This is a genomic window from Leisingera aquaemixtae, from assembly GCF_001458395.1.
Lineage (GTDB): Bacteria > Pseudomonadota > Alphaproteobacteria > Rhodobacterales > Rhodobacteraceae > Leisingera > Leisingera aquaemixtae.
The window spans coordinates 175,996-199,246 of sequence record NZ_CYSR01000002.1 but is presented as its reverse complement, the minus strand read 5'-3'; the positions used below and the strand labels follow the sequence as shown (position 1 = coordinate 199,246).

Sequence of the window (23,251 nt, the reverse complement as noted above, 5' to 3'; positions counted from 1 at the left end):
GCCAGCACAACCGCCAGCAGCCCGGCACCACCGAGCACGCAAAAAAAAGGCGGCGCCGCGGCACCGCCTTTGAACGCTGTTTGGGAACGCAGAGGTCAGACGCTGGACAGCATGCCTTTTTCGCTGGCCAGTTCACGCATCTTCTTCTGCAGCTTTTCGAACGCCCGCACCTCGATCTGGCGGATGCGTTCGCGGCTGACGTTGTACTGCGAGCTCAGATCCTCAAGCGTCACAGCCTGATCCATCAGGCGGCGCTGGGTCAGAATGTCCTTCTCGCGGTCGTTGAGCACGTCCAGCGCCTCGGCCAGCAGCTCGCGCCGCGCTTCCAGCTCATCGCGGGCCTCATAATCGCCGGCCTGATCGGCATCTTCATCCTCAAGCCAGTCCTGCCACTGCATGGTGCCCTCGCCCTCGCTGCCGACGGTGGCATTCAGCGAGGCGTCGCCGCCCGACATGCGGCGGTTCATCGAGATCACTTCATCCTCGGTCACGCCAAGGTCGGTCGCGATCCGCTTGACGTTCTCGGGGCGCAGGTCGCCATCTTCCAGCGCGCCGATGCGGGCCTTGGCCTTGCGCAGGTTGAAAAACAGTTTCTTTTGCGCCGAGGTGGTGCCCAGCTTCACCAGCGACCAGGAGCGCAGGATATATTCCTGGATCGAGGCGCGGATCCACCACATGGCGTAGGTCGCCAGGCGGAAGCCCTTTTCCGGGTCAAAGCGTTTCACCGCCTGCATCAGGCCAACATTCGCCTCGGAGATCACTTCGGCCTGCGGCAGGCCATAGCCGCGGTAGCCCATGGCGATCTTGGCCGCGAGCCGCAGATGGGAGGTCACCATCTTATGGGCCGAGGCCGCATCCTGTTCTTCCACCCAGCGCTTGGCCAGCATGTATTCCTCTTCCGGCTCCAGCAGAGGAAATTTGCGGATTTCCTGGAGATACCGGTTCAGGCCGCCTTCGGGCGTCGGGGCAGGCAGGTTTGCATAATTCGCCATATAAAGTGTCCCTCCCAAAATGTATAAGGACTTAACATTAGCGCATATGTGTTAGCGCTAAGTCCTTTTCAAGGACCGCTTGTGGAATTCTTCTATGTTAGCGCCGGCGCTGCCGTCTGTGAATTGCATCACAGGGCAGAACACACTTATTTGCTGATAGTTTACTGGCGCAAATTACTGGCGCAAAGCCGCCAGCAAATCCGCCATATCCTGCGGCAGGGGCGCCTCGAACCTGAGCGGTTCGCCGGTGACCGGGTGCGCGAACCCCAGCACCGCGGCGTGCAGGGCCTGGCGCGGGAACGCCCGCACTGCGGCCTGCGCCTCCTCGCTCAGCGCTTTGGCGGGCAGCTTGCGGCGGCCGCCATAGGTGGGGTCGCCCACCAGACTGTGGCCGGCATGGGCCATATGCACCCGGATCTGGTGAGTGCGGCCGGTTTCCAGCCAGCATTCGATCAGCGCCGCGCAGGGCGGATTGCCAAAGCTTTCGCAGATGCGGGCCCGTGTCACCGCGTGGCGCCCGCCCTGGAACAGCACCGCCTGTTTTTGCCGGTCGGTCTTGTGCCGTGCCAAATGAGTGGTGAGCTTGAGGATATTGCCAGGCTCGAAGCTCGCCCCTTTGACGCCGCGCAGACGCGGGTCGTTGCCGTCCGGCACGCCGTAACAGACCGCCTGGTAGTAGCGCTCCACCGTGTGTTTCTCGAATTGCACGGCAAGCCCCTGATGCGCGGCATCTGATTTGGCCACCACGAGGAGGCCGCTGGTCTCCTTATCGATGCGGTGCACGATGCCAGGGCGCTTGACCCCGCCGACACCCGACAGGTTGCCGCCGAAATGATGCAGCAGCGCGTTGACCAGGGTGCCAGAAGGCGAGCCCGGCGCCGGATGCACCACCATACCCGCAGGCTTGTTGATCACGATCAGGTCGCCGTCTTCAAAGACGATCTCCAGCGGGATGTCCTCGGGGCCGATATGGCTGTCTTCAGCCTCTTCCACTTCGATCGCGATAACCGCGCCAGCCGCCACGTTGGCCTTGGGGTCCTGCACCACGGCGCCATCCACGGTCAGCGCCCCCTCCCCGATCAGCCGCGCCAGCCGGGTGCGCGACAGGGCGGCCTCCTCTGGCACATCGCGCGAAACCGCTTTATCAAGCCGCTTAGGCGGGTTTTCCGCGATGACAAACTCAATCCGGCGGCTGCCCATGACTGATCCTTCCGAGACCGAAATCCAAACGGAGCCGCCGCAGATCCGGTTTCTGCGGCGGCTGGTGACCACGCTGACCGTGGTGATGATTGGCGGGCTTGTAGTGATAATCTCACTGCTTGTCATCCGCCTGCAGGCAAGTGATGCGCCGCTGCCTGCGGAAATCGCCTTGCCCGCCGGAGCGGAGGCAGAGGCGGTGACCCTGGGCCGGGACTGGATCGCGGTGGTCAGCCGGGACAACCGCATCCTGATCTACGACCGCGAGACCGGCGCGCTGCGTCAAACGGTGCAAATCACGGACTGAGCCACCCGGCTCAGGACCTCAGCAGAACCTTGTTGGAATCGATTGCAGCGGCGATCTGAGCGTATTGGGTCTGCCGGTCCTGCGCCGTTTCCGCGCTGCGCAGCAGGACGGTGGCTGCGTCATCCAGAATGCGGGCGGCTTCGCGGTTGACCGCCGCCTGAGCCGAGGCGCGCACCGGCGTGAGCGGCCGGTTAGTGCGCTCTGCCGGGTCGCTTGCGCTGGAGACGGTCACCCGGCGCCGGTCGGGATCGCGGTTCTGGCGGGCCAGCTGCCTGAGCCTGCCGGAGGTGTCCTGCAGCACGCTGCGCACCTCGTCGTAATCGGTATCCTCGGGAATAATGCCCGCTGCGGCTTCCAGCCGCTCGGACAGGCAGTCGACCTGCAGCGCCGAATCACCAGTCGCGCGGCAAAAGGCCTTGGCCGTAGCCAGCGTCGCCAGCAGCTCCGCCAGAAAGGCCGCCGAGCCGAACTCTCCGCCCGGCACCACCACCGTGTAAACAAACGGTCCCGGGCTTTGCGCCAGGGCCGGCGCGGCGGCCAGGCCCAGGCAGGAAACCCCTGCGGTCAAGGTCTTGGCAATTGAATTCAGCATCTCGTTACCCCCGCTGCATCGCTGAAAGCACCCGCCGCCGCCCGCTCCGCGCAGCGGCACTGCGCGGCATCTTGCCGGAACCCGGATCCCGGGTATCTGCGTTATTGCCCGGTGCTCAGCCGTTAACTAATCTGAATACGTTCCTAATCATAAGGTTGTTTATCCATGTATACCAGTATCTTGCAGGCGGCCACGCTGATAATTCCGCTCGCCTTCGCCGGCCAGGCGGCTTTTGCCCAGGCCGCGGACCCGGCCCTGGAAGAGGCCAAGCGCCGTCTGGCCTGCGGTGCCGGGGTACCGGTTTCCGCCAGCTATCTTCCAAACGGCTCGCTGCAGGTGACCTGCCAGGCGCCAGGTGCCGAAGCCGTGGCCCAGTCCAGCACCAGCCGCATGCCGGAGACCGGCCTTTCGGCTGGCGCCACAGCCGGGGTGATTGCGGGCGCCCTGTTCCTGGTCGTGATTGCCGACGACGATGACGGCACCACCACGACCACCACGACGACGACAACCACGGCTGATTGAGGCCGGGGCCGGCCGCTGGTTCAGGCGGCGGCCGGCCTGCTTCCCGCCACTCCTCCGGCACTGAAACCCGGCGATGGCATCGCGGAGCACGCTCTGTGCCGCCGCTATCAACAGCAGCAACAGCCCAAGACCGAAGGACTGTCCGACAAAGGTGCTCGGAGCGGCCTGGATGGCGATTTCTGATGGGGGGGGGATGGTACCGCCTCCCCGGCTTGAACGGGGGACCTCTGGATCCACAATCCAGCGCTCTAACCAACTGAGCTAAGGCGGCACTGAGGGGGCATTTATAGCACGTCCCAGAGGCACGCAAGAGGTTTTTTCACGTTTCTGCCGCAGAAAACCGCGGCTGCCGGACGTCTGATGCGAGACCTTCTGCAATCCGCCGCATCCGCCTTGGATTTATCCACAAGCGATTGCAATTGCAGCCGAATCCAGCGCAGCCCGCCCAGCGGAAATCAGGCGCCGACGGTTTCGAACGTCAGCCGCCAAGTCTGTTCCACCAAGTCCTGGCCATAGCTGCGCACCGGGCGGCTGCCCGTCAGCTGCCAGCCGAACGCGCGGTACAGGGCGCAGGCGGTGCGGTGGCTTTCATGGGTTGTCAGCATCATGCCCCGGTATCCCGCGGCCCGGGCAAATTCCACGCATTCACGCAGCAGCCGCTTGCCCAGGCCCTTGCCGCGGGCCTCCGGGGTCAGCAGGAACAGCCGCAATTGCGCGGTCTCCGCGTCCTTCTTCATGCAGAACACCGTCCCCAGCCGTTCGCCGCGGCTTTCGGCCATCCAGCCCCGCTCGCAGGCGGGATCATGGCCTGCGCAGAAACTGTGCAGGATGTCGGCGACCAGCGGCCCGAAGGTCTGGTCGAAGCCCGCCTCGCGGGCATAGAGATCCTGGTGGCGGGCTACCAGCCATTGCATGTCGGTCGGGGCGAATCGGCGCAAGATCACATCCGTCATGCCTCAGTGTAGCGCAAAGGCGGCTTGCCTTTCAGCGTGCGGCGGGCTAGCACCGGCTGCATTCCGCTGACCGGCTAGGGAGTGCAAGATGAGTATCAATACCGAACGCGACATCGAGGCAAACCTGCAAATCGGCCCGACCGATCAGGGCATGGTGCGGATCTTCATCGAGGCGGGCGGCGCCGAGATTCCGATGGACTTCGATCCGGAAGAGGCGGAAGAGATCGCCGATGAGATCCGCGCAGCAGCCCAGGCGGCGCGCAGCATCAAGTGATCCGGCCCGTCTGAACCGCCGCGCCCGCCGCAAGACCGGTTTCCGGTTCTGCCGCAAGACCGGTTTCCGGTTCTGCCGCAAACGCGGCCGCAGCGCGCGGCCGCCAGCAGGGCGCCGAAGGCGCTCTGCTGGGCCCAAGGCTGCCAAGGGGACCCGGGCGCAGCCGGGGCACCTGCAGGCGCGGGAGCGCGCCCCTCCGCCTTATACTTCCAGATCTGCGCCCCCTGCCCCGCCCAGCAGCAGCCCGTCCTTGCCCGGGACCGGATCGCGCAGGAATTGCAGGCGGCGGGCAGCGTCCATGGCGAATTTCTGCACCAGCTTCTTGCGCCGGGCCGGCGCCAGCTTGTCCTCCGGCGCCATGCGGATGATTTCCGCATCATAGGGATCAGCGATGATCAGCCCGGTGCCGTCCGGCAGCAGCTCGGCCGGAAAATCCATGTCCACCGCCCAGAAATAGCGGTCGCACCACTCCAGATAGCCTTCCCACTTGCTGTCGGCCTGAAAATCGGCGCGGCTGGATTTGCATTCGATCACCCAAAGCTCGCCCTTCGGCCCCAGCGCCATCACGTCCACCCGCAAGCCGCGGGCGGGCACGAATTCCTCCAGCGGCGCGAATCCAAGCGAACGCAGACAGCGCGACACCCCTCGGGCCAGTTTTTGTCCGGGCTGCAGATCTTCCATCATGGGCGTGAATGTGAACAATTGGTGAACAAATTGCAATCCCGCGGTTCTGCCGGGAAATGATGAAAGCCCGCCTTGCGTTCCCCTTGCAACAAGGGGCCGGGCAGCTTACTTACGGCCTTGGCGGGTTCTGCCCTTCTCGTGACAGGCAGCATTCCGGTGGCCTTAAGCAATTCCGAGGGAGCTGGCTCTGTCCGGATCCTGGTCCGTTTACCTGGCGCCCACCTGTATATACAGGTCCTCGGGAATCAAAGCCGCACGGTTGACTGGTGGTCCCGCCGCGTCCCCCCCCTCCGCAAAAGAAAACCGCGCCCTCCGTCAGGAAAGCGCGGTTCGGATTTCCGTTATTCTGCGTATCAGCGGCGGGTGCGCAACTGACGCTGTGCCTGGGATGGCTTTTCGGCGGGCACTTTCACCGGCTGAAACGCATCAACCACAGGCGTGCCGCGGCGGGGGCCAGTGCCTTTTTCAGCCATCGCCATTACGGCCCAGGCGAACTGCACCCCGGCAAAGACGATGCCATGCATGAACCAGAGCAGGAACGCCGCCAGCAGCCCCGCATCCGAGGCGGTGACAAGCGACCAGAGGTTCATCACGTTGAACCACAGCAGCACCGCGACAAAGGCGGCCGCGATACCAAAGCCGATCACAACATTGCGGATATACATTTTCACCAGTTCAGGCATCTGAGTCCTCCAGATAAGCTCGAAGAGGTTATCAGCCTTTGCAGCGCCGTCCAGCGGTTGCGGGCAGAATGAGCGGAATTTGTCGCACCCTTTGCGCAGCACCAGCCCCTGAAACAAAAAGCGCGCCCTGCGGCGCGCCCTTTTATCCTCAAAACCCTGTGCAGGCCGGTCTTAGAACGCGTCCGGCCTAGCCTCCCGTGCCATGTGGTCCAGGACGGCATTGACGAACTTCGGCTCCTTGCCTTCGGGAAAGAAGGCGCGGGCAATGTCGACAAACTCGTTGATCACCACTTTGGGCGGGGTGTCGGACTGGGTCAGCTCAGCCCCCGCCGCGCGGAACAGCGCCCGCAGGGTCGGGTCGATGCGGGCGATCGGCCATTTCGCCACCAGGGCGCGGTCGGTCATCTGGTCGATCCGCGCCTGATAGTTCACCGCCTCACGCACCAGCTTGCGGAAGACCTTGGCATCGCCTTCCGCCATCTCGTCACCTTCATAGACAGCGCCGAACCGGTGGTCCTCGAACTCGACGATCACCTGGTCAAAGGTCTGGCCGCTCTGTTCCATCTGGAACAGCGCCTGCAGCGCATAAAGCCGCGCTGCCGATCTCATCTGATTCTTGCCATTGCCCTTGGGGCGGCTGTCCTGGGTGCTCATGCGCTGGTGGATCCGTTGTCTGTACCGGCGACCTGATACGCCCCTGCGGGCGCTTTGAAGCCGATGCCTTTGGTCTGGGCGCCCCACTTACGCGTGAGTGCGATCAGATGCAAGGCCGCAGCCGCCGCGCCGCCGCCTTTGTTCTGATCGGCGGTATCTGCGCGCACCTCGGCCTGTTTGCGGTTTTCCACGGTCAGGATGCCGTTGCCGATGCACAGGCCCTGCAGCCCCATCAGCTGGATCGCGCGGGAGCTGTCGTTGCAGACGGTGTCGTAGTGTGTGGTCTCGCCGCGGATCACGCAGCCCAGCGCCACATAGCCGTCGAAGTTTGAGCTGCGGTCGGCAATCGCAATTGCGGTCGGCACTTCCAGCGCGCCAGGCACTTCCACGATTTCAAAGGTGCCGCCTGCGGCTTCGATCTCTGCCGCGGCGCCGGCGACCAGATTGTCGGCGATATCCTTGTAGTAGGGCGCGACAACGATCAGCAGCTTCACCGGCTTGTCGAACTTTGCGCGCGGCAGGGTGTAGTGGGTTTCATGTCCGGCCATATCAAGCGTCCTTCAGAATGGGGCGGCTGCCGGTGATGGACAGGCCATAGGCGTCCAGCCCGACGTATTTCGTGGAGGGCGAGTCGGTCAGCAGGACCAGCTCATGCAGGCCCAGGCCCGACAGGATCTGGGCGCCGATGCCGGTCTGTTTGATGGTCACCGTGCGCGGGCCCTCATCCTCGTTGGCATAAAGCGCGTTGCGCGGCTGGCGGAACAGGGTCACCACGCCGCGGCCCTCTTCGGCGATGATCTCCATCGCGCGGGGCAGCTGGCGGGCCGACTTGGGGCCAAGACCCAGGATGTCCGTCGCCTCATGCAGCGCATGGGTGCGCACCAGCACCGGCTCCGGCGTGGTGATGTCCCCCTTGATCATCACCACATGCTCGATGCCGTGGGTCTGGTCGGTGAACAGCCGCATTTCCCACTCGCCGCCGAATTCCGAGGTCACGGTCTCGCGCGAGGTTTCCACCACCAGGTTGTCGTTGCGCGCGCGATAGGTGATCAGGTCGGAAATGGTGCCGATCTTCAGCCCGTGTTTCTGTGCGTATTCGACCAAGTCGGGCAGGCGCGCCATGGTGCCGTCTTCCTTCATGATCTCGCAGATCACCGACGCCGGGTAATGGCCCGCCAGCCGCGCCACGTCGCAGCCCGCTTCGGTGTGGCCTGCGCGGACCAGCACCCCGCCCCGGCGCGCGCGCAGCGGGAACACATGGCCCGGCGTGGCGATGTCGGCGGCGGATTTCTCCGGGTCGATGGCGGTGGCCACGGTCAGCGCGCGGTCAGCGGCGGAGATGCCGGTGGAGACCCCCTCGCGCGCCTCGATGGAGACGGTGAAGGCGGTCTCATGGCGCGACGAGTTGTGCAGCGCCATCATCGGCAGGCCCAGCTCCTCGATCCGCTCGGCCGGCAGGGTCAGGCAGATCAGACCGCGGCCATGGGTGGCCATGAAATTGATCGCGGCGGCATCGGCGTGCTGCGCCGGGATCACCAGGTCGCCTTCGTTCTCGCGGTCCTCATGGTCGACCAGGATGAACATGCGGCCCTGGCGGGCCTCTTCAATGATCTCTTCAATCGGGCTGATCGCATCGCGCAGTTGCGCCTCAACCGGCCCCGGTTTTTCAAAGCTCATATGGCAGCCTTTCGATGTGCATGGGCAGCACGCCTGGCACTGCGGGTTCTTTCCCAGCCAGATAGCCCAGGCCGGCGGCAAATGCCAGTCCCGCAAACGGCACCAAGGGGTCTGGACGCGGCCTGTGCAGCTGTGCACAACTGGCTTTGGATCCAATTCAGGATCCCAGATGCCAGATGGATGGGAGGACCGGACATGCGCGCATCCCGCATACTGCAAGCCGTCGAAGCTCATGCCGAGGGGGAACCGGGCCGGGTGATCACCGGCGGCATGCCGCTGCTGCGGGGCAGCTCGGTGTTCGAGAAGATGCAGGACATGGCCGCCAACCATGACGAGATCCGCCTCTCGATGCTGCGCGAGCCGCGCGGCAATCCCGGCCTGTGCGGCAATGCCATCGTGCCGCCCTGCCACCCGGAGGCCGATGCGGGGTTCATCATCTTCGAGCAGACCGAATACCCGCCGATGTCCGGCTCCAACACCATCTGCGTGGTGACGGTGCTGCTGGAGACCGGAATCGTGCCGATGACGGAGCCGGTGACGGAGCTGACCCTGGAGGCCCCCGCCGGGCTGATCCGGGTGAAGGCCGAATGCCGCGATGGCAAGGTGACGCGGGTAGAGTTCAGGAACGTGCCGGCTTTTGCCATGCATCTGGATGCGCAGGTGGAGGTGGCAGGAATGGGCACCGTCACTGTGGATGTGGCTTGGGGCGGCATGTTCTTTGTGCTGGCCGGGGCCGAAACTCTGGGCGTTGCGCTCGATGCGGACAACGGCGCGGAGATCGTTCGGGTGTCAGAGGCGATCCGCCACGCCGCCGCCGAGCAGCTGCCGGTGGTGCATCCGGACAATCCCGGGATCTCCGGCCCGTCCATCACCAACCTTTGGGGCGCGCCGGAGGCGGAAGGAACCCATGGGCGCGGAGCGGTCACCCTTTCGACCGGCCCGTTCGATCCGGAGCGCCCGCAGGACGCCAGCGGTATCCTCGACCGCTCGCCCTGCGGCACCGGCACCTGCGCCAAGATGGCGGTGCTGCACGCGCGCGGGCTGTTGGGGCTAGGCCAGAGCTATGTGAACGCCGGGCCGCTGGGCACCACCTTTACCGGGCGGATCGTGGAGGAAACGCAGGTTGGGCCCTACCAAGCGATTGTCCCAACGCTGTCAGGGCAAGGCTGGATCTACGGGCTGAGCCAGTACACGCTGGACCCCAGCGACCCCTTCCCGGCAGGCTACACCGTTGGCGACATGTGGTGACGCGCCGCCTTGGCGGCGCGCGCGGCCCAACGCTTTTGACGGTATCTGTGATGCAGGCAAAAGGGGCGGGAGCGTTTGCTCCCCGACGCCCCGGAGCATGAGGGGCGCTGCCCCTCGGCCTGGCGGCCTCACCCCGGAGTATTTCAGGAAAGATGAAAGAGCCCTGCCCTTATCCGGCGTCGTGCAGCCGCGCGACGTAGCGGGCCAGGGTGTCGATTTCCAGGTTGATCTGATCCCCCGCCTTTACATCGCCCCAGGTGGTGACCTCCTTGGTGTGCGGAATGAAGTTGATGCCGAAATCGCAGCCATCCACGTCATTCACCGTCAGCGAGGTGCCATTGAGCGCCACCGAGCCCTTGGGGGCGATGAAACGGGCCAGCGCCTGCGGCGCGCGCAGGGTGACCCGGGTGCTGTCGCCCTCGTCCGTCATGGCCACCACTTCGGCGACGCCGTCCACATGGCCGGACACGATATGGCCGCCCAGTTCGTCGCCCACTTTCAACGCGCGCTCTAGGTTCACCCGCTTGCCCACGGTCCAGGCGCCGAGGTTGGTCTTTGAGACGGTTTCCGCCGAGACCTGCACGTCGTACCAGTCGTCGCCCAGCGCGATCACCGTCAGGCAGACACCATCGGAGGCGATCGAGGCGCCGATGTCGATGGTGGCGGTGTCATAGCCGGTGCGGATCCTTGCCCGCAGGTCGCCCTGCTGCTCCAGTTCGGCGATGGTGCCAACGTCAGTGATGATGCCTGTGAACATGGGTGCGCTCCCCGCCGGTGCAATGTCTATCCTGCGGCAGAGGTAGCCAAGCCGTGCGGTCTTCACAAGCCCCGGCTTGCCATCCCCCCCGCTGAAGCCTTAGTTTCGCCGCACTCAAATATTATCCGATCCTTATCTTAGTCTTTCGAGTTCAGCCCCCCCTGTGATGCCCACCCCTGCCGAAAAGCACCGGAGCTTTCTGTTCCTGCAAGGCCCGCACGGGCCGTTCTTTGCAGCGCTCGGAAAAATGCTGCAGGCGGCGGGCTGCGAGGTGGCGCGGGTCGGGTTCAATGCAGGCGATCAAGCCTTCTGGCGCGGCAGGGAGAGCTACATCCCCTTCACTGGAACGCAGCGGGAGTGGCCTGACGTGCTGGCCGGGCTGCTGGACAGCCGCGGCATCACCGATCTTGTGCTTTACGGCGACACCCGGCCCGTTCACGCCGCCGCGGTGGCGGCGGCCCGGCAGCGCGGCCTGACGGTGCATGTGTTTGAGGAAGGTTATTTGCGTCCCTACTGGGTGACCTATGAGCGCGGCGGCGCCAATGGCCATTCGCGGCTGATGGACATGACCGTGCCGCAGATGCAGGAAGCGCTGGCGCTGTCGGACATGGAGGCGCCGCTGCCGCCTGCGCATTGGGGCGATATGCGCCAGCATGTTTTCTATGGCGCGCTGTACCATTGGTTCGTGATGTTCCGGAACCGCAAGTACCGCAACTTCCGCCCGCACCGGGCGCTGCCTGTAACCAAGGAATTCCAGCTCTACCTCAAGCGCTTGCTGCTGATGCCCGCCCAGGCGCTGGAGCGGCGGCTGGCGGAGCAGCGCATCCGCGGCGGCGGCTTTCCCTATCACCTTGCGCTGCTGCAGCTGGAGCATGACAGCTCTTTCCAGATGCATTCCCCGTTCAGCAGCATGGGCGATTTCCTGGCGGAAGTGATCGGCGGTTTCGCCGCAGGCGCCCCGCGCCACCACCACCTGGTGATCAAGGCGCACCCGCTGGAGGATGGCCGCGCCCAGGTGCGCCGCACCCTGCGGCGGCTGGCGCGGGAGCACGGCATCGCCGGCCGGGTGCATTACGTGCGCGGCGGCAAGCTGGCGCAGCTTTTGAACGAGGCGCGCACAGCGGTGACCGTCAACTCCACCGCCGGCCAGCAGGTGCTGTGGCGCGGCATCCCGCTGCGGGTATTCGGCCGCGCGGTCTATGGCAAGCCTGAGTTTGTCTCGGAGCAGCCGCTGGCGGAATTCTTTGCCGCCGCCAGGCGCCCTGACAGCCGCGCCTACAAGGATTACCGCCGCTTCCTGCTGGAGACCTCGCAGGTGCCCGGAGGGTATTATTCGCGCAACGGGCGCCGCCAGCTGCTGCGCCAGGTGGCGGATATGATGCTGGTGGAGGAAGATCCCTATGACGCGCTGCGCCTGGGCACAGCGGCACCGCGGCAACAGTTGCGCCTGGTGACCTGACGCAGATTTGCCCTAAGACTGGATTTTTCCCTGCTGCCCGGTTAGGTTGCCGGTAAAACTTGAGGCAAACAATAATTGGTCGAGGAGACCGAGCAGTGAAATCCGTTCCCCTTCGCTGGGCGCGTCCGGTGGCCATGCTGGCCGCCTTGACGCTGGCCGCCTCCTGCGGCCTGCCCAAAGTCGGCCCCAACAAGCGCCAGATCTTCGCCGGGTCCGTGCAGCGGGAAGGCGATGCCTTTATCGTCTCCGTCAACGACCGGGTGGCCCGCGCCACGGCGGTGGTGCCTGCCCTGGGGTTCTCCTCCGGGTTCACCTCGGCGGGGCGGCTGACTTCTGACACCATCCGCCCCGGCGATGTGCTGGGCCTGACGGTCTGGGAAAACGTCGATGACGGGCTGCTGGCCGCCGAGGCCACCAATGCCACTGTGCTGGAAGAGGTGCAGGTCGACAGCGCCGGCTATATCTTTGTGCCCTATGCAGGCCGCCTGCGGGCGTCCGGCAATACACCGGATCAGCTGCGCGAGACCATCACCCGGGAGCTGGAAGACCAGACCCCGGATCCGCAGGTGCAGGTGCGCCGCTTGGCGGGCGACGGGGCGACTGTCAGCCTCACCGGCTCCGTCGGCGCCCAGGGCGTCTATCCGATCGAACGCCCGACCCGGACCCTGTCCTCCATGCTGGCCAAGGCCGGCGGTGTGACGATCCAGCCGGAGATTGCCCAGGTAACCGTGATCCGCGGCCACGAAAAGGGCAAGATCTGGTTCCAGGACCTGTTCGACAACCCGGCGCTGGATGTCGCCCTGCGCGGCGGCGACCGCATTCTGGTGGAGGAGGACACCCGCTCCTTCACCGCCCTTGGCGCAACCTCCGCCCAGGCGCGGGTGCCGTTTGAAAGCCAGGACCTGTCCGCGCTGGAGGCCATTGCCCAGGTCGGCGGCCTGATCTCCACCGCCTCGGACCCTACGGGCGTGTTTGTGCTGCGCAACGAGCCTGCCGAAATCGCCAATCAGGTGCTGGGCCGCGACGATCTGATCGGCGCCCAGCGCATGGTCTATGTGCTGAACCTGACCCAGCCGAACGGGCTGTTTGTCGCCCGCGATTTTGTGATCCGCGACGACGACACGCTTTATGTTACCGAAGCGCCGTATGCGCAGTGGACCAAGACCATCTCGCTGCTGGTGACGCCGGTCGGATCCCTGTCGAGCGTTTCGACCGCGCTGGACGGCAGCTAAAACAGCATGAGCCTGACCGCAGGCCAGCACAAAGCCGGGAGCGCTGCGTCCCGGCTTTTTGTTTACAACGGCGGCTTTCTGACCCAGCGCCGGGTGCGGCGCATCCTGCAATTGTCCGGCTACGATATCCGGCTGGGGCTGCCACAGCCCGAAGACGTGGTCGGCATCTGGGGCGCCTCCCCCACGGCGCAGCGCGGGCTGGCAGTGGCGCAGAAGCGCGGCTGCGGGCTGCTGCGGGTCGAGGATGCCTTCTTGCGCTCGGTCCATCCCGGCCGCGCCGGGGAGCCGCCTGCGGGCCTGCTGCTGGACAGCGCCGGAGTGCACTTCGACGCTGGCGTCCCGTCGGATCTGGAGCAGCTCCTGGCCAGCCACCCGCTGGATGACGCGCATCTGATGCGCCGGGCGCGCGATGCGGTTGCGCGGCTCAAGGCCGCGCATCTCAGCAAATACAACGCCTTTGATCCCGAAGATCCGGTGCCGGAGCCCGGCTATGTGCTGGTGGCGGACCAGGCACGGGACGATGCCTCCGTCACCGCATCGCGCGCAGACCGCGCGCGGTTTCTGGAGATGCTGGCCTTTGCCCAGGAGGAGCACCCCGGCGCACGGGTGCTGATCAAGACCCATCCCGAAACGCTGCACGGCTACCGGGCGGGCTATTATGGCGCCGGAGACGCACAGGGGCGGGTCGAGCTGTTCACCGGCAGCGTGTCGCCCTGGGCGCTGCTGGAGGGCGCGGTCGGCGTCTATACCGTCTCGTCGCAGCTGGGGTTCGAGGCGATCCTGGCAGGCCACAAGCCGCGGGTCTTCGGCCAGCCGTTTTATGCCGGCTGGGGGCTGAGCACGGACGACGCGCCGCCCGCGCGGCGGCAGCGGCGGCTGACACGGGCGCAGCTGTTTGCGGCGGCGATGATCCTTTATCCGAAATGGCACGACCCGTTCCGGGAAGAACTGTGCGAGCTGGAAACGGTGCTGGACAATCTGGAGGCGCGCGTCCGCGCCTGGCGGCAGGACCATTGTGGCTGGGCCGCCTCCGGAATGCGAATGTGGAAACGCAAGCCGCTGCAACAGTTCTATGGCGCAGAAAAGAAGGTGCTGTTCACCGAAGACCCGGCCATGGCACAGGCCAGCGGCCGCAGCTGGATGGTCTGGGCCGGCAAGGCAACAGAGGCGTATAAAGGCGCGGTGCGGGTGGAGGACGGCTTCCTGCGCTCGCGCGGACTGGGCGCGGAGCTGGTGCCGCCGCTGTCGCTGGTGACCGACCGGAGCGGGATCTACTACGATCCGCGCACGCCCTCCGAACTGGATGCGCTGATTGCGCGCCGGGTGGACATGACCCAGGCGGAGGCGCTGCGAGCCGAGAGCCTGGTGCAGTCGCTGGTCCGGGACGGCGTGTCGAAATACAACCTGGGCGGCGCCGTCCCGGCGCTGCCGGACGGCCGCCGGATCCTGGTGCCGGGCCAGGTGGAGGATGATGCGTCGATCCTGTGCGGCGCCGGGCAGGTGCGGACCAACCTGGAGCTTTTGCGCGCCGCGCGGGACGCCAACCCGGAGGCGGTGATCATCTACAAGCCGCACCCGGATGTGGAGGCCGGGCTGCGCAAAGGCCAGGTGAATGCCGAGGGGCTGGCGGACATTGTTGCCGCGCAGGCAGACCCCATGGCCCTGCTGGGAAACGTGCAGGAGGTGTGGACAATGACCTCGCTCCTGGGGTTCGAGGCGCTACTGCGCGGGGTGAAGGTGACAACGCTGGGAACGCCGTTTTATGCCGGCTGGGGGCTGACCGCGGACCTGGCACCTGTGCCGCCCTGGCGGACGGCACAGGTGCCGCTGTTGGGTCTCGCCCATGCGGCGCTGATCGACTACCCGCGCTATTTCGACCCGGTGACCGGCCAGCCCTGCCCGGCAGAAGTGGCGGTGCTGCGCCCGCGCGAAGGCCGCCTGCCGCATCCGGGCCTTGGCAACCGCCTGCTCTCCAAACTGCAGGGACTGTTTGCGACTTCCGCCCGCCTCTGGCGCTGAGCCCAGCAGCAAGCGGCACCGGCAGACCTCCCGCGCCCGCAGGACGCCCTGGCTGGCGCCAGCGCATCCTTGGCGGCCTTGGGCGTGGCCCGGCGCAAGGCGCCGGGCCACGCCCAACAGGAGCGGAGCATGACCATGCTCCAGCGACGGGCGGGAGAAACCGCCCAACAGAAAAGACGGAAGGCCGTCAGCGCAGCGCGCGGGTCCAGCGGTGCAGGATGTCAGGGCCAAGGGGGCGGGTTTCGACCAGCTCGAACCGCGGCGCCTCCTCCAGCCGGCCGATGCCCAGGGCCCCGATCGAGGGGAGCCCCTCGGCGCCGATCCCCAGACCGGCGGTGAAACCAATCAGCTCATCCACCAGATCAAAGGCCAGGAGCGAGGCCGCCAAGGCGCTGCCGCCCTCGCAGAACACACGGGTCAGACCCGCCTGCCCCAGCTGCTGCAGCACATCCGCCGCGTCCAGCTGCACCCCGTGAGAGGCGCAGGGGATCAGCTTGGCCCCCAGCCCTTCCCAGGCCTGGATACGCTCCTGATCCGCACCATGGCCGTGGCAGAGCCAGACCGGAACCTGCTTGGCCGTGCGGGCCAGCTGGCCCATCAGCGGCAGGTCCAGGTGGCGGGAGATCACCACCCGCACCGGCTGCCGCTCCACCCCCAGATCGCGCACCGTCAGCGAGGGATCATCCGCCCGCGCCGTGCCGCCGCCGACCATCACCGCATCGTGGCGCGCGCGCATCGCATGCACGGCGCGGCGCGCCTCCGGCCCGGTGATCCATTTGCTCTGCCCCGATCCGGTGGCAATGCGGCCGTCGAAACTGCTGGCCAGCTTCAGCGTCACCAGCGGACGGCCCTGTTCGGTCTTCAGGAAGAACCCGGCATGATCGCGTGCCGCCTGGGCGCCCCAGACCCCCGTGTCCACCCGGATGCCCGCGTCCCGCAGCATCCGGATGCCCTGGCCGGAGACCCGCGGATCGCTGTCCCCGATCGCGGCGACAACCCGCGCCACCCCGGCCTTGATCAGCGCCTGCGCGCAGGGCGGCGTTGCCCCCTGATGGGCGCATGGCTCCAGCGTGACATAGGCGGTGGCGCCGCGGGCAGCGTCACCAGCCTGCGCCAGCGCCTCAGTTTCTGCATGCGGGCGGCCGCCCGGCTTAGTCCAGCCGCGCCCCACAATGCGGCGGCCCTGCACGATGACACAGCCCACAGCCGGATTCGGCCAGCAATTGCCCTGCCCGCGCCGCCCCAGGGACAGCGCCAGCGCCATGTAACGGTGATCTGTGTCCATTATTCTTCCGGGGCCGCCGGCGGGCGCAGCTCGTGGACAAAATCCTCGAAATCATCTGCCGCCTGGAAGTTCTTGTAAACACTGGCAAAGCGCACATAAGCCACGGTGTCGATCCTAGCCAGCGCCTCCATCACGATCTCGCCGATCTTTTTGGAGGGGATGTCGGTCTCGCCCATGCTTTCCAGCCGCCGCACGATGCCGGAAATCATCTGGTCGATGCGTTCCGGCTCAATCGGGCGCTTCTGCATCGAGATGCGGATCGAACGCTCCAGCTTGTCGCGGTCGAAATCCTCGCGTTTGCCATTGGTCTTGATGACCACCAGATCGCGCAGCTGCACCCGCTCATAGGTGGTGAACCGGCCGCCGCAGGCGGGGCAGAACCGGCGCCTGCGGATCGAAACATGATCTTCGGCGGGGCGTGAATCCTTGACCTGAGTGTCGATATTTCCGCAAAATGGGCAGCGCATCCGCCTGCTTCCTCAATCCTGTCAGTTTGATTATTAGTGCCGGGATCGGCCCGGTTATCCACAACTATAGGCTACCCTCCAGAATTTGGGTAGAGGTGATTTCCCGCCGCTAGATAAAGAGGGTTACGCCAAGTGCGCCGCCACCCGGCGCTGGTGCGGGGCATCGCGGTGTTCAAACAGGTAGACCCCCTGCCAGGTGCCCAAAACCGGCGCGCCGCCCGCCACCGGGATGGTCAGGCTCACCGGCATCAGGGCTGCCTTGATATGGGCAGGCATGTCGTCCGGGCCTTCATAGGTGTGGCGCAGGTAAGACATCGACGGATGGTTCGAGGGCGGCACCAGCCGGGCAAAGAACGCCCGCAGGTCTGTCTGCACTTCGGGGTCGGCGTTTTCCTGGATCAGCAGCGAGCAGGATGTGTGGCGGACAAACAGCGTCAGCAGGCCGTCCCGCACGCCGCTTGCGGCCACCCAGGACTGTACCCCGGCAGAAAACTCATAAAGGCCCTGCCCCCGCGTCGGAATGGTGAATTCATGATGCATGAGGCAGTTTTGGCGCAAACCGGACCGGCAGGCAACTGAGGCGGCTCATAAAACCGCCGGTTACGGCAGCCAGCGGTCGCGCCCGGGCAGCCGGTCATAGCAATAGGTCTGCGCTGCCGTCACCCGCAGGCTGTCGCCCGCCTGCCGCACGTTCAGCGACAGGCTGCCGGAGCGGTCAGGCACCCCCGGCGGCAGGCCAAAGGCAAATTGCACCGCCTTGCGGCCCGGCCGGTTGACCGAAGGCCCCTCGCCGCGCCAGACGTAAATCCGCTGGTTCACCGGCGCCCGCAGTTGGCGGATGGCGAAGTCAGCGATGCTGCACCAGTAGTCCTGTGCGCCGGACCGGCTCCGGGCCACCACCTCCCAAACACCTTCGGAGACCGGCAGCACCTCGTTCCGGTTGATCGCCCGCCAGGCGGAAGCGGGCACCGGAACGGCCAGAACCAATGCCAGCAGCCCTGGCAGCCACAGTTTTTTAATGCTCATTTCAATCCCCTTCCCCGCCGCCGCGGCGGCCGCGGATCAATCTGGTTTCAGGGCCGCCCAAACGGCACGAAGCAGTACTCATGGGCCCTTAACACACTCATTGTATCACCAGCTTGCAGGCTGTTAACAGACCCGTATCCGCCCGCCGGTGCGGCAGCCGCCAAATTCGGGTCCAGCGTGAACTGAACCGCGGAGCGGCGCCCCGTGGTTTCGCTGGGACCAAGGCCGCGGTAGATATACAGGCTGGTGTTCCAGGGCCGCCGCAGCACGCGCTGCACGTGATCCGCAGCGCCGCACCAGAACAGATAGCCGTTGCCGCTGCGGGCAACAACTTCGAAGACACCATCGGACACCGCATTGACCCGGATGCTATGGCGGCTGGCGTTGGCGGCAGAAACGTCCGGGAGCGCCAGGATCAAGGACGCGGCAAGGACCGTGGCGGCGGTTGCTGGTTTCATGTGATCTTCCCTCCGGTCTGAAGGTTGCCTGCCTGGCCGGGCGGCCGGGCGGCTCCCCCTCAAGGGTAGGAAGATTTGAAACACAAGCCAGTCACACTGCCGTGCGTGCCCGGGCCTGCGGCACCGGTTAGAGCGCGGACGCCTGCGCGCAGTAGCCATACCCCTGCTGCACAGACATGCTTTCGCCGCGGCGGAAGCCAAGCGACAGCCAGCCGATCTTGGGCGTGATGCCGGCCCGCTTGGGGTACAGGGTGAACTGCACCGATGAGCGGCGGCCGGTGGTCACGCTCATGTCCCGTCCGCGCACGACATAGAAACGGTCGGTCCAGTTTGCCCCCAGTTCCCGGCGGGCATACTGGGCGGCGGCGCACCAGTAATCCCAGGTGCCGCCGGATCTGCCGGGCACCACCTCGTAGATGATTTCATCGACCGGCAGCACCCGCACGCCACGGTTGGCGAGGAAAGGCTCTGCGGCCGCAGGAACCGCGCCGAGACAGGCCAGGCCAAGCGCGCACATGAAGTTTCTCATCCGGAAATATCCCTTTGCTTCTTTCAGCATAGGGATTGGCGGCAAGGGCTCCAAGCGCCGCTTGCGGGCTGGGGCGCCTGCTCTCGCAGATGTGTGCAGGCGGATGTCAGGCCCGAACCGGGAACGGAATGATCTCCGCGCTTTCCTGCTGGCGGCCCAGCACCTCCTCCAGGACGGCCAGAACGGCCGCGTTGGGCGCTGTGCCGGTTTCCGGGTGGAACCTGACCCGGGCCTGGCGCCGCAGCATGGCCTTGGAGCTGCTGGCGTCCAACTGCTGCAGGGTGCCGCCCTGCTGCGCCAGCGCCTCGACCATGAACTGGTTGGCCGTCACCAGATCGTTGAGCGAACGGAGCTTGTCCGTCAGCGCGGCAAGCGCCTCATTCATATCGGCGTGTTCAGACATCTTCTTCCCCCCGGAAGACCTTTGGCGATACCCGGGATTTTACGCGCCGCCGCCGCCCGGAACAACGCCAGGGTTACCAAATGGTTAACGCCTGACGTCCAGCTCCGGCAGCACGATGTGGCCGCTGTAGCGCACCAGCAGGCCGATCCGCGGCAGGCTGGCGGAGATGTCAAACCCCAGGTGCCCCTCCGGCGTCTCATACTCCATCGACGCGCTTTGCGGGCACAGGGCGCGGGGCAGCGGCAGGCCGAACAGCCGCGCCCTCTCGACCGTCACCACCAGCGCGCCTTGCTGGACCGAGGCCGCCAGTTCCAGCTCCACCGGCCCGAAGCGTTCCACGGCCCGCCCTTTGCGCGGATCAAACCGCAGGCACGAGCGGGTCTGGTACTTGCCGAAGCTGCGCTGCCACACATGGCCCCTGCCCTGCGGGGCGACATCCAGCCGGAAGCGGGTGCGGGGCATCGGCGGCGGAAACCCTGCCAGACCGGCCAGCAGCCGTGCCCAGCCGTTGCCGCCCTCAACCGTGACAACGCCCTGGCTGCGCTCCGGCGGCTGCGCGTGGAACCGCAGCAGGGCGGGCGGCACCTCCAGCCGTTGCGCTGCGATGATCTCGCCAAAGGCGTCCCTCATGTGCCAAAGCCCCCGGCAGCAAAGCGGGCGCGGACCTCCGGGCTGGGGATCATGCAGCGGTCATAGCGGCCGAACAGACGGTAGCGGTTGCGGGCGACGCTGAAATAAAGCGGATCCTTGAGCCATCCCGGCAGAAACCGGCAGACCGATAGAACCGGCCACGGCCAGGGCAGCGCCCGCATCGCCGCGGCAAAGGCATCGAGCCGCTGGTAAGTGCGACCGTTGATAATCACCAGGTTGGTCTCGAACTCATCTGCGGACAGACCGTGATCCCGGTAAAGCTTCTGCCCCAGCGGCGACTGCGCGGTGGCAAAAGAGAACCGCCCCGCCCGGTCATGGCGCAGCATGAAACGGAAGAAGCCAGAGCACAGCACGCATTCGCCGTCGAAGACGATGAGGTTTTGACGCGGGTCACCGGCGGTCATGGAACGGCCTTTCCAATTTTGGCTCCAGCGTTGATCAGCGCTCGGGATAGATATCCGTCTCGGGTCCGAACACCACATCATCGCCAGAAGCGTACAAGAAGCACCGCCTACGGTTACCATCATTTTCTTCACATTTACTAAGCGCAGCCTGCTCTGCCTCACGCATTGTCAGCCGCCCGGACGCAACGGCCCAGGCACCGTTCCTGCTCAGCGCAAGCGCCTTTTTCCGCCGGGCTGCAGTGTAGCGGTCAACCACATCCCGGCCGCGCAGGCCGGCCACAAACGGGATGGTTTCAGGACTGACCGTTTCTGCATAAACCAACGAGGACACCGCTCGCCAACCGGGCAGGTTCCGCCCCTTTGCAATCGCCAGGCCGCAAGGCTGGCCGGCGCTGTGCTCGCACTTTTGCAGGACGGCACTGGTAATCGTCGACGACAGTTTATTGCCGCTGCAGCGGGAGGCCCAATGGCCGTTTGGCGACACCGCGACCATATAGGTCTGCTTGCACCGAACCCGCTCATAGTCTCTTTGAACAGACGCGCTGGCTGCGTCCGAAAGAAACGGAACTTGATGGAAATCCGGGGATTCCGCCCGCGCGGATACTGTGCCTGCCGCCAATGCGGCAAATACGAACCTGAACAACATGATCTGAAATTCCTAAGCTAATATGCCGCGGAGAATACAGGTCAATCCGGCAAGAAAAAGGCGCCCCGCGGGGCGCCTCTCAATCTACTGGTCCAGGAAGCTGCGCAGTTTGCGGCTGCGGCTGGGGTGCTTCAGCTTCCTGAGAGCCTTGGCCTCGATCTGGCGGATCCGTTCGCGGGTCACGCTGAACTGCTGGCCGACTTCCTCCAGCGTGTGGTCGGTGTTCATGCCGATGCCGAACCGCATCCGCAGGACCCGCTCCTCGCGCGGGGTGAGCGAGGCCAGAACCCGGGTGGTGGTTTCCTTGAGGTTTTCCTGAATGGCGCTGTCCAGAGGCAGCACAGCATTCTTGTCCTCGATGAAATCTCCCAGCTGCGAATCTTCCTCGTCCCCGATCGGGGTTTCAAGGCTGATCGGCTCCTTGGCGATCTTCATCACCTTACGGACCTTCTCCAGCGGCATCTGCAGCTTGTCGGCCAGCTCTTCCGGGGTCGGCTCGCGGCCGATCTCATGCAGCATCTGGCGGCCGGTGCGGACCAGCTTGTTGATGGTCTCGATCATGTGGACCGGGATCCGGATGGTGCGGGCCTGGTCTGCGATGGAGCGGGTGATGGCCTGACGGATCCACCAGGTCGCATAGGTCGAGAACTTGTAGCCGCGGCGGTATTCGAACTTGTCGACCGCCTTCATCAGGCCGATGTTGCCCTCCTGGATCAGATCCAGGAACTGCAGGCCGCGGTTGGTGTATTTCTTAGCGATGGAGATCACCAGGCGCAGGTTGGCCTCGACCATTTCCTTCTTGGCCTGGCGGGCTTCTTTCTCGCCCTTCTGAACCTGCTGCACGATGCGGCGGAATTCAGAGATGTCCAGACCGACATACTGGCCCACCTGGGCCATGTCGGAGCGCAGCTCCTCAACCTTGTCGGTGGAGCGTTCAATGAACATCTGCCAGCCGCGGCCCGGCTTTTCGCCCATTTCCGACAGCCAGTTCGGGTCCAGCTCGCGGCCGCGGTAGGCGTCAATGAACTCGCGGCGGTTGATGCGGGCCTGGTCGGCCAGCTTCACCATCGAGCTGTCGATCTGCATGACACGGCGGTTGATGCCGTAAAGCTGGTCGATCAGCGCTTCGATCCGGTTGTTGTGCAGGTGCAGCCCGTTCACCAGTTCAACGATTTCGGAGCGCAGCGACTGGTAGCGCGCCTCGTCATCCGAGCTGAAGGAGCCGTCCTCGTTCAGAGTGGCCGAGATCCGGCTGTCCTGCATTTCGCTCAGCTCGGCGAAGTCGGTGGAAATCCGCTCCAGCGTGGTCAGCACCCGGTCCTTGAGCGCAGCCTCCATCGCGGCCAGCGACATGTTGGCCTGATCGTCCTCGTCGTCATCGTCGTCGGTGGAGATCGGGTTGCCGTCGGCGTCCAGCTCCGGGCCTTCCTCCCTGGCCGGCTTGGCCGCGGCCTGCACCGCGGAAGCGTCGACCACCGGGGTCTCTTCCTCGCCGTCCTCGTCCAGCTGGTTGCCGAAGGTGGCCTCCAGGTCGATGACGTCGCGCAGGAGAATGTCCTCGGACAGAAGTTCGTCGTGCCAGATAGTGATCGCCTGGAAGGTCAGCGGGCTTTCGCACAGGCCCGCAATCATCGTGTTGCGGCCGGCCTCGATGCGCTTGGCAATCGCGATCTCGCCCTCGCGGCTCAGCAGCTCGACCGAGCCCATTTCGCGCAGGTACATGCGCACCGGGTCGTCGGTGCGGTCCAGCTTCTCGGTCTGCGCGCCTGCCAGCGCAACCTCGCGCGGGCCTTCGGTGGTCACAAGGTCGGTGGCGCCCTTGTTCTCTTCTTCCTCGGCCTCTTCGTCCTCGATGATGTTGATGCCCATTTCGCTGAGCATCGACATCACGTCTTCGATCTGTTCCGAGCTGACCTGATCCGGCGGCAGAACCTGATTGAGCTGATCGTAGGTGATGTAGCCTTTTTCGCGGGCTTCCGCGATCATCTTCTTGACCTGAGCCTGGCTCATATCAAGGGAGATTTCGGCGTCCTGATCGTCAGGTTTGCGGTCGTCGGTGTCTTTGGCGGCCATTCATTGCTCCTACTCAGGGGCTGCGGGGCAGTTCGAATCACGCGAATCATGTGCGCGAT

Annotated in this window: 28 protein-coding genes and 1 tRNA gene; 7 read left to right on the top strand and 22 right to left on the bottom strand. The window is 65.4% G+C overall.

What is annotated here, in order from left to right; translation table 11 throughout:
• Window positions 1-95: 95 nt before the first annotated feature.
• Together rpoH and PHA8399_RS01065 are read right to left on the bottom strand one after the other, a co-directional pair.
• Window positions 96-992, bottom strand: coding sequence for an RNA polymerase sigma factor RpoH (gene rpoH / locus PHA8399_RS01070; protein WP_058284359.1), 897 nt, complete (start codon window positions 990-992; stop codon window positions 96-98).
• 174 nt (window positions 993-1,166) lie between these two features.
• Window positions 1,167-2,192, bottom strand: coding sequence for an RluA family pseudouridine synthase (locus PHA8399_RS01065; protein ID WP_058284358.1), 1,026 nt, complete (start codon window positions 2,190-2,192; stop codon window positions 1,167-1,169).
• Here PHA8399_RS01065 and PHA8399_RS01060 point away from each other — a divergent pair.
• The gene (locus PHA8399_RS01060) at window positions 2,191-2,496 is read left to right on the top strand and encodes a DUF6476 family protein (RefSeq protein ID WP_058284357.1); all 306 of its coding nucleotides are present in this window, start codon (window positions 2,191-2,193) and stop codon (window positions 2,494-2,496) included. The two genes, PHA8399_RS01065 and PHA8399_RS01060, sit on opposite strands and share 2 nt — an antisense overlap.
• 10 nt (window positions 2,497-2,506) lie before the next feature.
• On the opposite strand, the gene PHA8399_RS01055 is transcribed toward PHA8399_RS01060, so the two are convergent.
• A complete protein-coding gene (locus tag PHA8399_RS01055) occupies window positions 2,507-3,088 on the bottom strand; it encodes a hypothetical protein (protein WP_058284356.1) in 582 nt (193 codons plus the stop codon).
• A gap of 165 nt (window positions 3,089-3,253) precedes the next feature.
• On the opposite strand from PHA8399_RS01055, the gene PHA8399_RS01050 reads away from it, so the two are divergent.
• Window positions 3,254-3,610 (top strand): hypothetical protein, encoded by a 357-nt coding sequence (locus PHA8399_RS01050; RefSeq protein WP_058284355.1) that lies wholly within the window; start codon window positions 3,254-3,256, stop codon window positions 3,608-3,610.
• A 194-nt stretch (window positions 3,611-3,804) separates the two neighbouring features.
• On the opposite strand, the gene PHA8399_RS01045 is transcribed toward PHA8399_RS01050, so the two are convergent.
• Together PHA8399_RS01045 and PHA8399_RS01040 are read right to left on the bottom strand one after the other, a co-directional pair.
• A tRNA-His gene (locus PHA8399_RS01045) sits at window positions 3,805-3,881 on the bottom strand.
• 184 nt (window positions 3,882-4,065) lie between these two features.
• On the bottom strand, window positions 4,066-4,563 hold the full coding sequence (locus PHA8399_RS01040; protein WP_058284354.1) for a GNAT family N-acetyltransferase: 498 nt from the start codon (window positions 4,561-4,563) through the stop codon (window positions 4,066-4,068).
• 88 nt (window positions 4,564-4,651) lie between these two features.
• Between PHA8399_RS01040 and PHA8399_RS01035 the strand changes: the two genes are divergently transcribed.
• Complete coding sequence (locus PHA8399_RS01035) at window positions 4,652-4,837, top strand: DUF6324 family protein (protein ID WP_058284353.1); 186 nt, start codon at window positions 4,652-4,654, stop codon at window positions 4,835-4,837.
• Window positions 4,838-5,038: 201 nt separating this feature from the next.
• Here PHA8399_RS01035 and PHA8399_RS01030 read toward each other — a convergent pair whose 3' ends face one another.
• From PHA8399_RS01030 to ribB, 5 genes are all read right to left on the bottom strand, one after another.
• Window positions 5,039-5,521: an MmcB family DNA repair protein gene (locus PHA8399_RS01030; RefSeq protein ID WP_058284486.1), complete on the bottom strand. Its 483-nt coding sequence runs from the start codon at window positions 5,519-5,521 to the stop codon at window positions 5,039-5,041.
• A gap of 353 nt (window positions 5,522-5,874) precedes the next feature.
• Window positions 5,875-6,204: a hypothetical protein gene (locus PHA8399_RS01025; RefSeq protein WP_058284485.1), complete on the bottom strand. Its 330-nt coding sequence runs from the start codon at window positions 6,202-6,204 to the stop codon at window positions 5,875-5,877.
• Window positions 6,205-6,375: 171 nt separating this feature from the next.
• Window positions 6,376-6,858 (bottom strand): transcription antitermination factor NusB, encoded by a 483-nt coding sequence (gene nusB / locus PHA8399_RS01020; protein ID WP_058284352.1) that lies wholly within the window; start codon window positions 6,856-6,858, stop codon window positions 6,376-6,378.
• Complete coding sequence (locus PHA8399_RS01015) at window positions 6,855-7,406, bottom strand: 6,7-dimethyl-8-ribityllumazine synthase (protein WP_058284351.1); 552 nt, start codon at window positions 7,404-7,406, stop codon at window positions 6,855-6,857. Before PHA8399_RS01015 ends, nusB begins: the two co-directional genes overlap by 4 nt.
• Window position 7,407: 1 nt before the next feature.
• On the bottom strand, window positions 7,408-8,535 hold the full coding sequence (ribB, locus tag PHA8399_RS01010; protein WP_058284350.1) for a 3,4-dihydroxy-2-butanone-4-phosphate synthase: 1,128 nt from the start codon (window positions 8,533-8,535) through the stop codon (window positions 7,408-7,410).
• Window positions 8,536-8,730: 195 nt separating this feature from the next.
• Between ribB and PHA8399_RS01005 the strand changes: the two genes are divergently transcribed.
• Window positions 8,731-9,783, top strand: coding sequence for a proline racemase family protein (locus PHA8399_RS01005; protein ID WP_058284349.1), 1,053 nt, complete (start codon window positions 8,731-8,733; stop codon window positions 9,781-9,783).
• A 169-nt stretch (window positions 9,784-9,952) separates the two neighbouring features.
• Here PHA8399_RS01005 and PHA8399_RS01000 read toward each other — a convergent pair whose 3' ends face one another.
• Window positions 9,953-10,540 (bottom strand): riboflavin synthase, encoded by a 588-nt coding sequence (locus tag PHA8399_RS01000; protein WP_058284348.1) that lies wholly within the window; start codon window positions 10,538-10,540, stop codon window positions 9,953-9,955.
• A 166-nt stretch (window positions 10,541-10,706) separates the two neighbouring features.
• Here PHA8399_RS01000 and PHA8399_RS00995 point away from each other — a divergent pair, with 166 nt between their 5' ends.
• From PHA8399_RS00995 to PHA8399_RS00985, 3 genes are all read left to right on the top strand, one after another.
• Window positions 10,707-11,999, top strand: a complete 1,293-nt coding sequence (locus PHA8399_RS00995) for a capsule polysaccharide biogenesis protein (protein WP_058284347.1) — start codon at window positions 10,707-10,709, stop codon at window positions 11,997-11,999.
• A gap of 95 nt (window positions 12,000-12,094) precedes the next feature.
• Window positions 12,095-13,231, top strand: coding sequence for a polysaccharide biosynthesis/export family protein (locus tag PHA8399_RS00990; RefSeq protein ID WP_058284346.1), 1,137 nt, complete (start codon window positions 12,095-12,097; stop codon window positions 13,229-13,231).
• A 6-nt stretch (window positions 13,232-13,237) separates the two neighbouring features.
• Window positions 13,238-15,250: a capsule polysaccharide biogenesis protein gene (locus tag PHA8399_RS00985; RefSeq protein WP_058284345.1), complete on the top strand. Its 2,013-nt coding sequence runs from the start codon at window positions 13,238-13,240 to the stop codon at window positions 15,248-15,250.
• Between the two features lie 187 nt (window positions 15,251-15,437).
• On the opposite strand, the gene ribD is transcribed toward PHA8399_RS00985, so the two are convergent.
• From ribD to rpoD, 11 genes are all read right to left on the bottom strand, one after another.
• Complete coding sequence (gene ribD, locus PHA8399_RS00980) at window positions 15,438-16,535, bottom strand: bifunctional diaminohydroxyphosphoribosylaminopyrimidine deaminase/5-amino-6-(5-phosphoribosylamino)uracil reductase RibD (RefSeq protein ID WP_082649413.1); 1,098 nt, start codon at window positions 16,533-16,535, stop codon at window positions 15,438-15,440.
• On the bottom strand, window positions 16,535-17,002 hold the full coding sequence (gene nrdR, locus PHA8399_RS00975; protein ID WP_058284344.1) for a transcriptional regulator NrdR: 468 nt from the start codon (window positions 17,000-17,002) through the stop codon (window positions 16,535-16,537). The genes ribD and nrdR overlap by 1 nt, the downstream gene beginning before the upstream one ends.
• Window positions 17,003-17,125: 123 nt before the next feature.
• Complete coding sequence (locus tag PHA8399_RS00970; protein ID WP_058284343.1) at window positions 17,126-17,542, bottom strand: secondary thiamine-phosphate synthase enzyme YjbQ; 417 nt, start codon at window positions 17,540-17,542, stop codon at window positions 17,126-17,128.
• A gap of 60 nt (window positions 17,543-17,602) precedes the next feature.
• Window positions 17,603-18,028, bottom strand: coding sequence for a hypothetical protein (locus PHA8399_RS00965; RefSeq protein ID WP_058284342.1), 426 nt, complete (start codon window positions 18,026-18,028; stop codon window positions 17,603-17,605).
• A 47-nt stretch (window positions 18,029-18,075) separates the two neighbouring features.
• The gene (locus PHA8399_RS00960; RefSeq protein WP_058284341.1) at window positions 18,076-18,486 is read right to left on the bottom strand and encodes a hypothetical protein; all 411 of its coding nucleotides are present in this window, start codon (window positions 18,484-18,486) and stop codon (window positions 18,076-18,078) included.
• Between the two features lie 127 nt (window positions 18,487-18,613).
• Entirely contained in the window at window positions 18,614-19,015 is a 402-nt protein-coding gene (locus tag PHA8399_RS00955) for a hypothetical protein (RefSeq protein ID WP_058284483.1), read from the bottom strand.
• Window positions 19,016-19,121: 106 nt separating this feature from the next.
• Window positions 19,122-19,418, bottom strand: coding sequence for a hypothetical protein (locus tag PHA8399_RS00950; protein ID WP_058284340.1), 297 nt, complete (start codon window positions 19,416-19,418; stop codon window positions 19,122-19,124).
• An 84-nt stretch (window positions 19,419-19,502) separates the two neighbouring features.
• Window positions 19,503-20,048 (bottom strand): DUF4166 domain-containing protein, encoded by a 546-nt coding sequence (locus PHA8399_RS00945; RefSeq protein ID WP_058284339.1) that lies wholly within the window; start codon window positions 20,046-20,048, stop codon window positions 19,503-19,505.
• Window positions 20,045-20,473 (bottom strand): thiol-disulfide oxidoreductase DCC family protein, encoded by a 429-nt coding sequence (locus PHA8399_RS00940; RefSeq protein ID WP_058284338.1) that lies wholly within the window; start codon window positions 20,471-20,473, stop codon window positions 20,045-20,047. The genes PHA8399_RS00945 and PHA8399_RS00940 overlap by 4 nt, the downstream gene beginning before the upstream one ends.
• A gap of 34 nt (window positions 20,474-20,507) precedes the next feature.
• The gene (locus PHA8399_RS00935) at window positions 20,508-21,119 is read right to left on the bottom strand and encodes a hypothetical protein (RefSeq protein ID WP_058284337.1); all 612 of its coding nucleotides are present in this window, start codon (window positions 21,117-21,119) and stop codon (window positions 20,508-20,510) included.
• 84 nt (window positions 21,120-21,203) lie between these two features.
• Entirely contained in the window at window positions 21,204-23,192 is a 1,989-nt protein-coding gene (gene rpoD, locus PHA8399_RS00930; RefSeq protein ID WP_058284336.1) for an RNA polymerase sigma factor RpoD, read from the bottom strand.
• Between the last annotated feature and the right edge of the window lie 59 nt (window positions 23,193-23,251).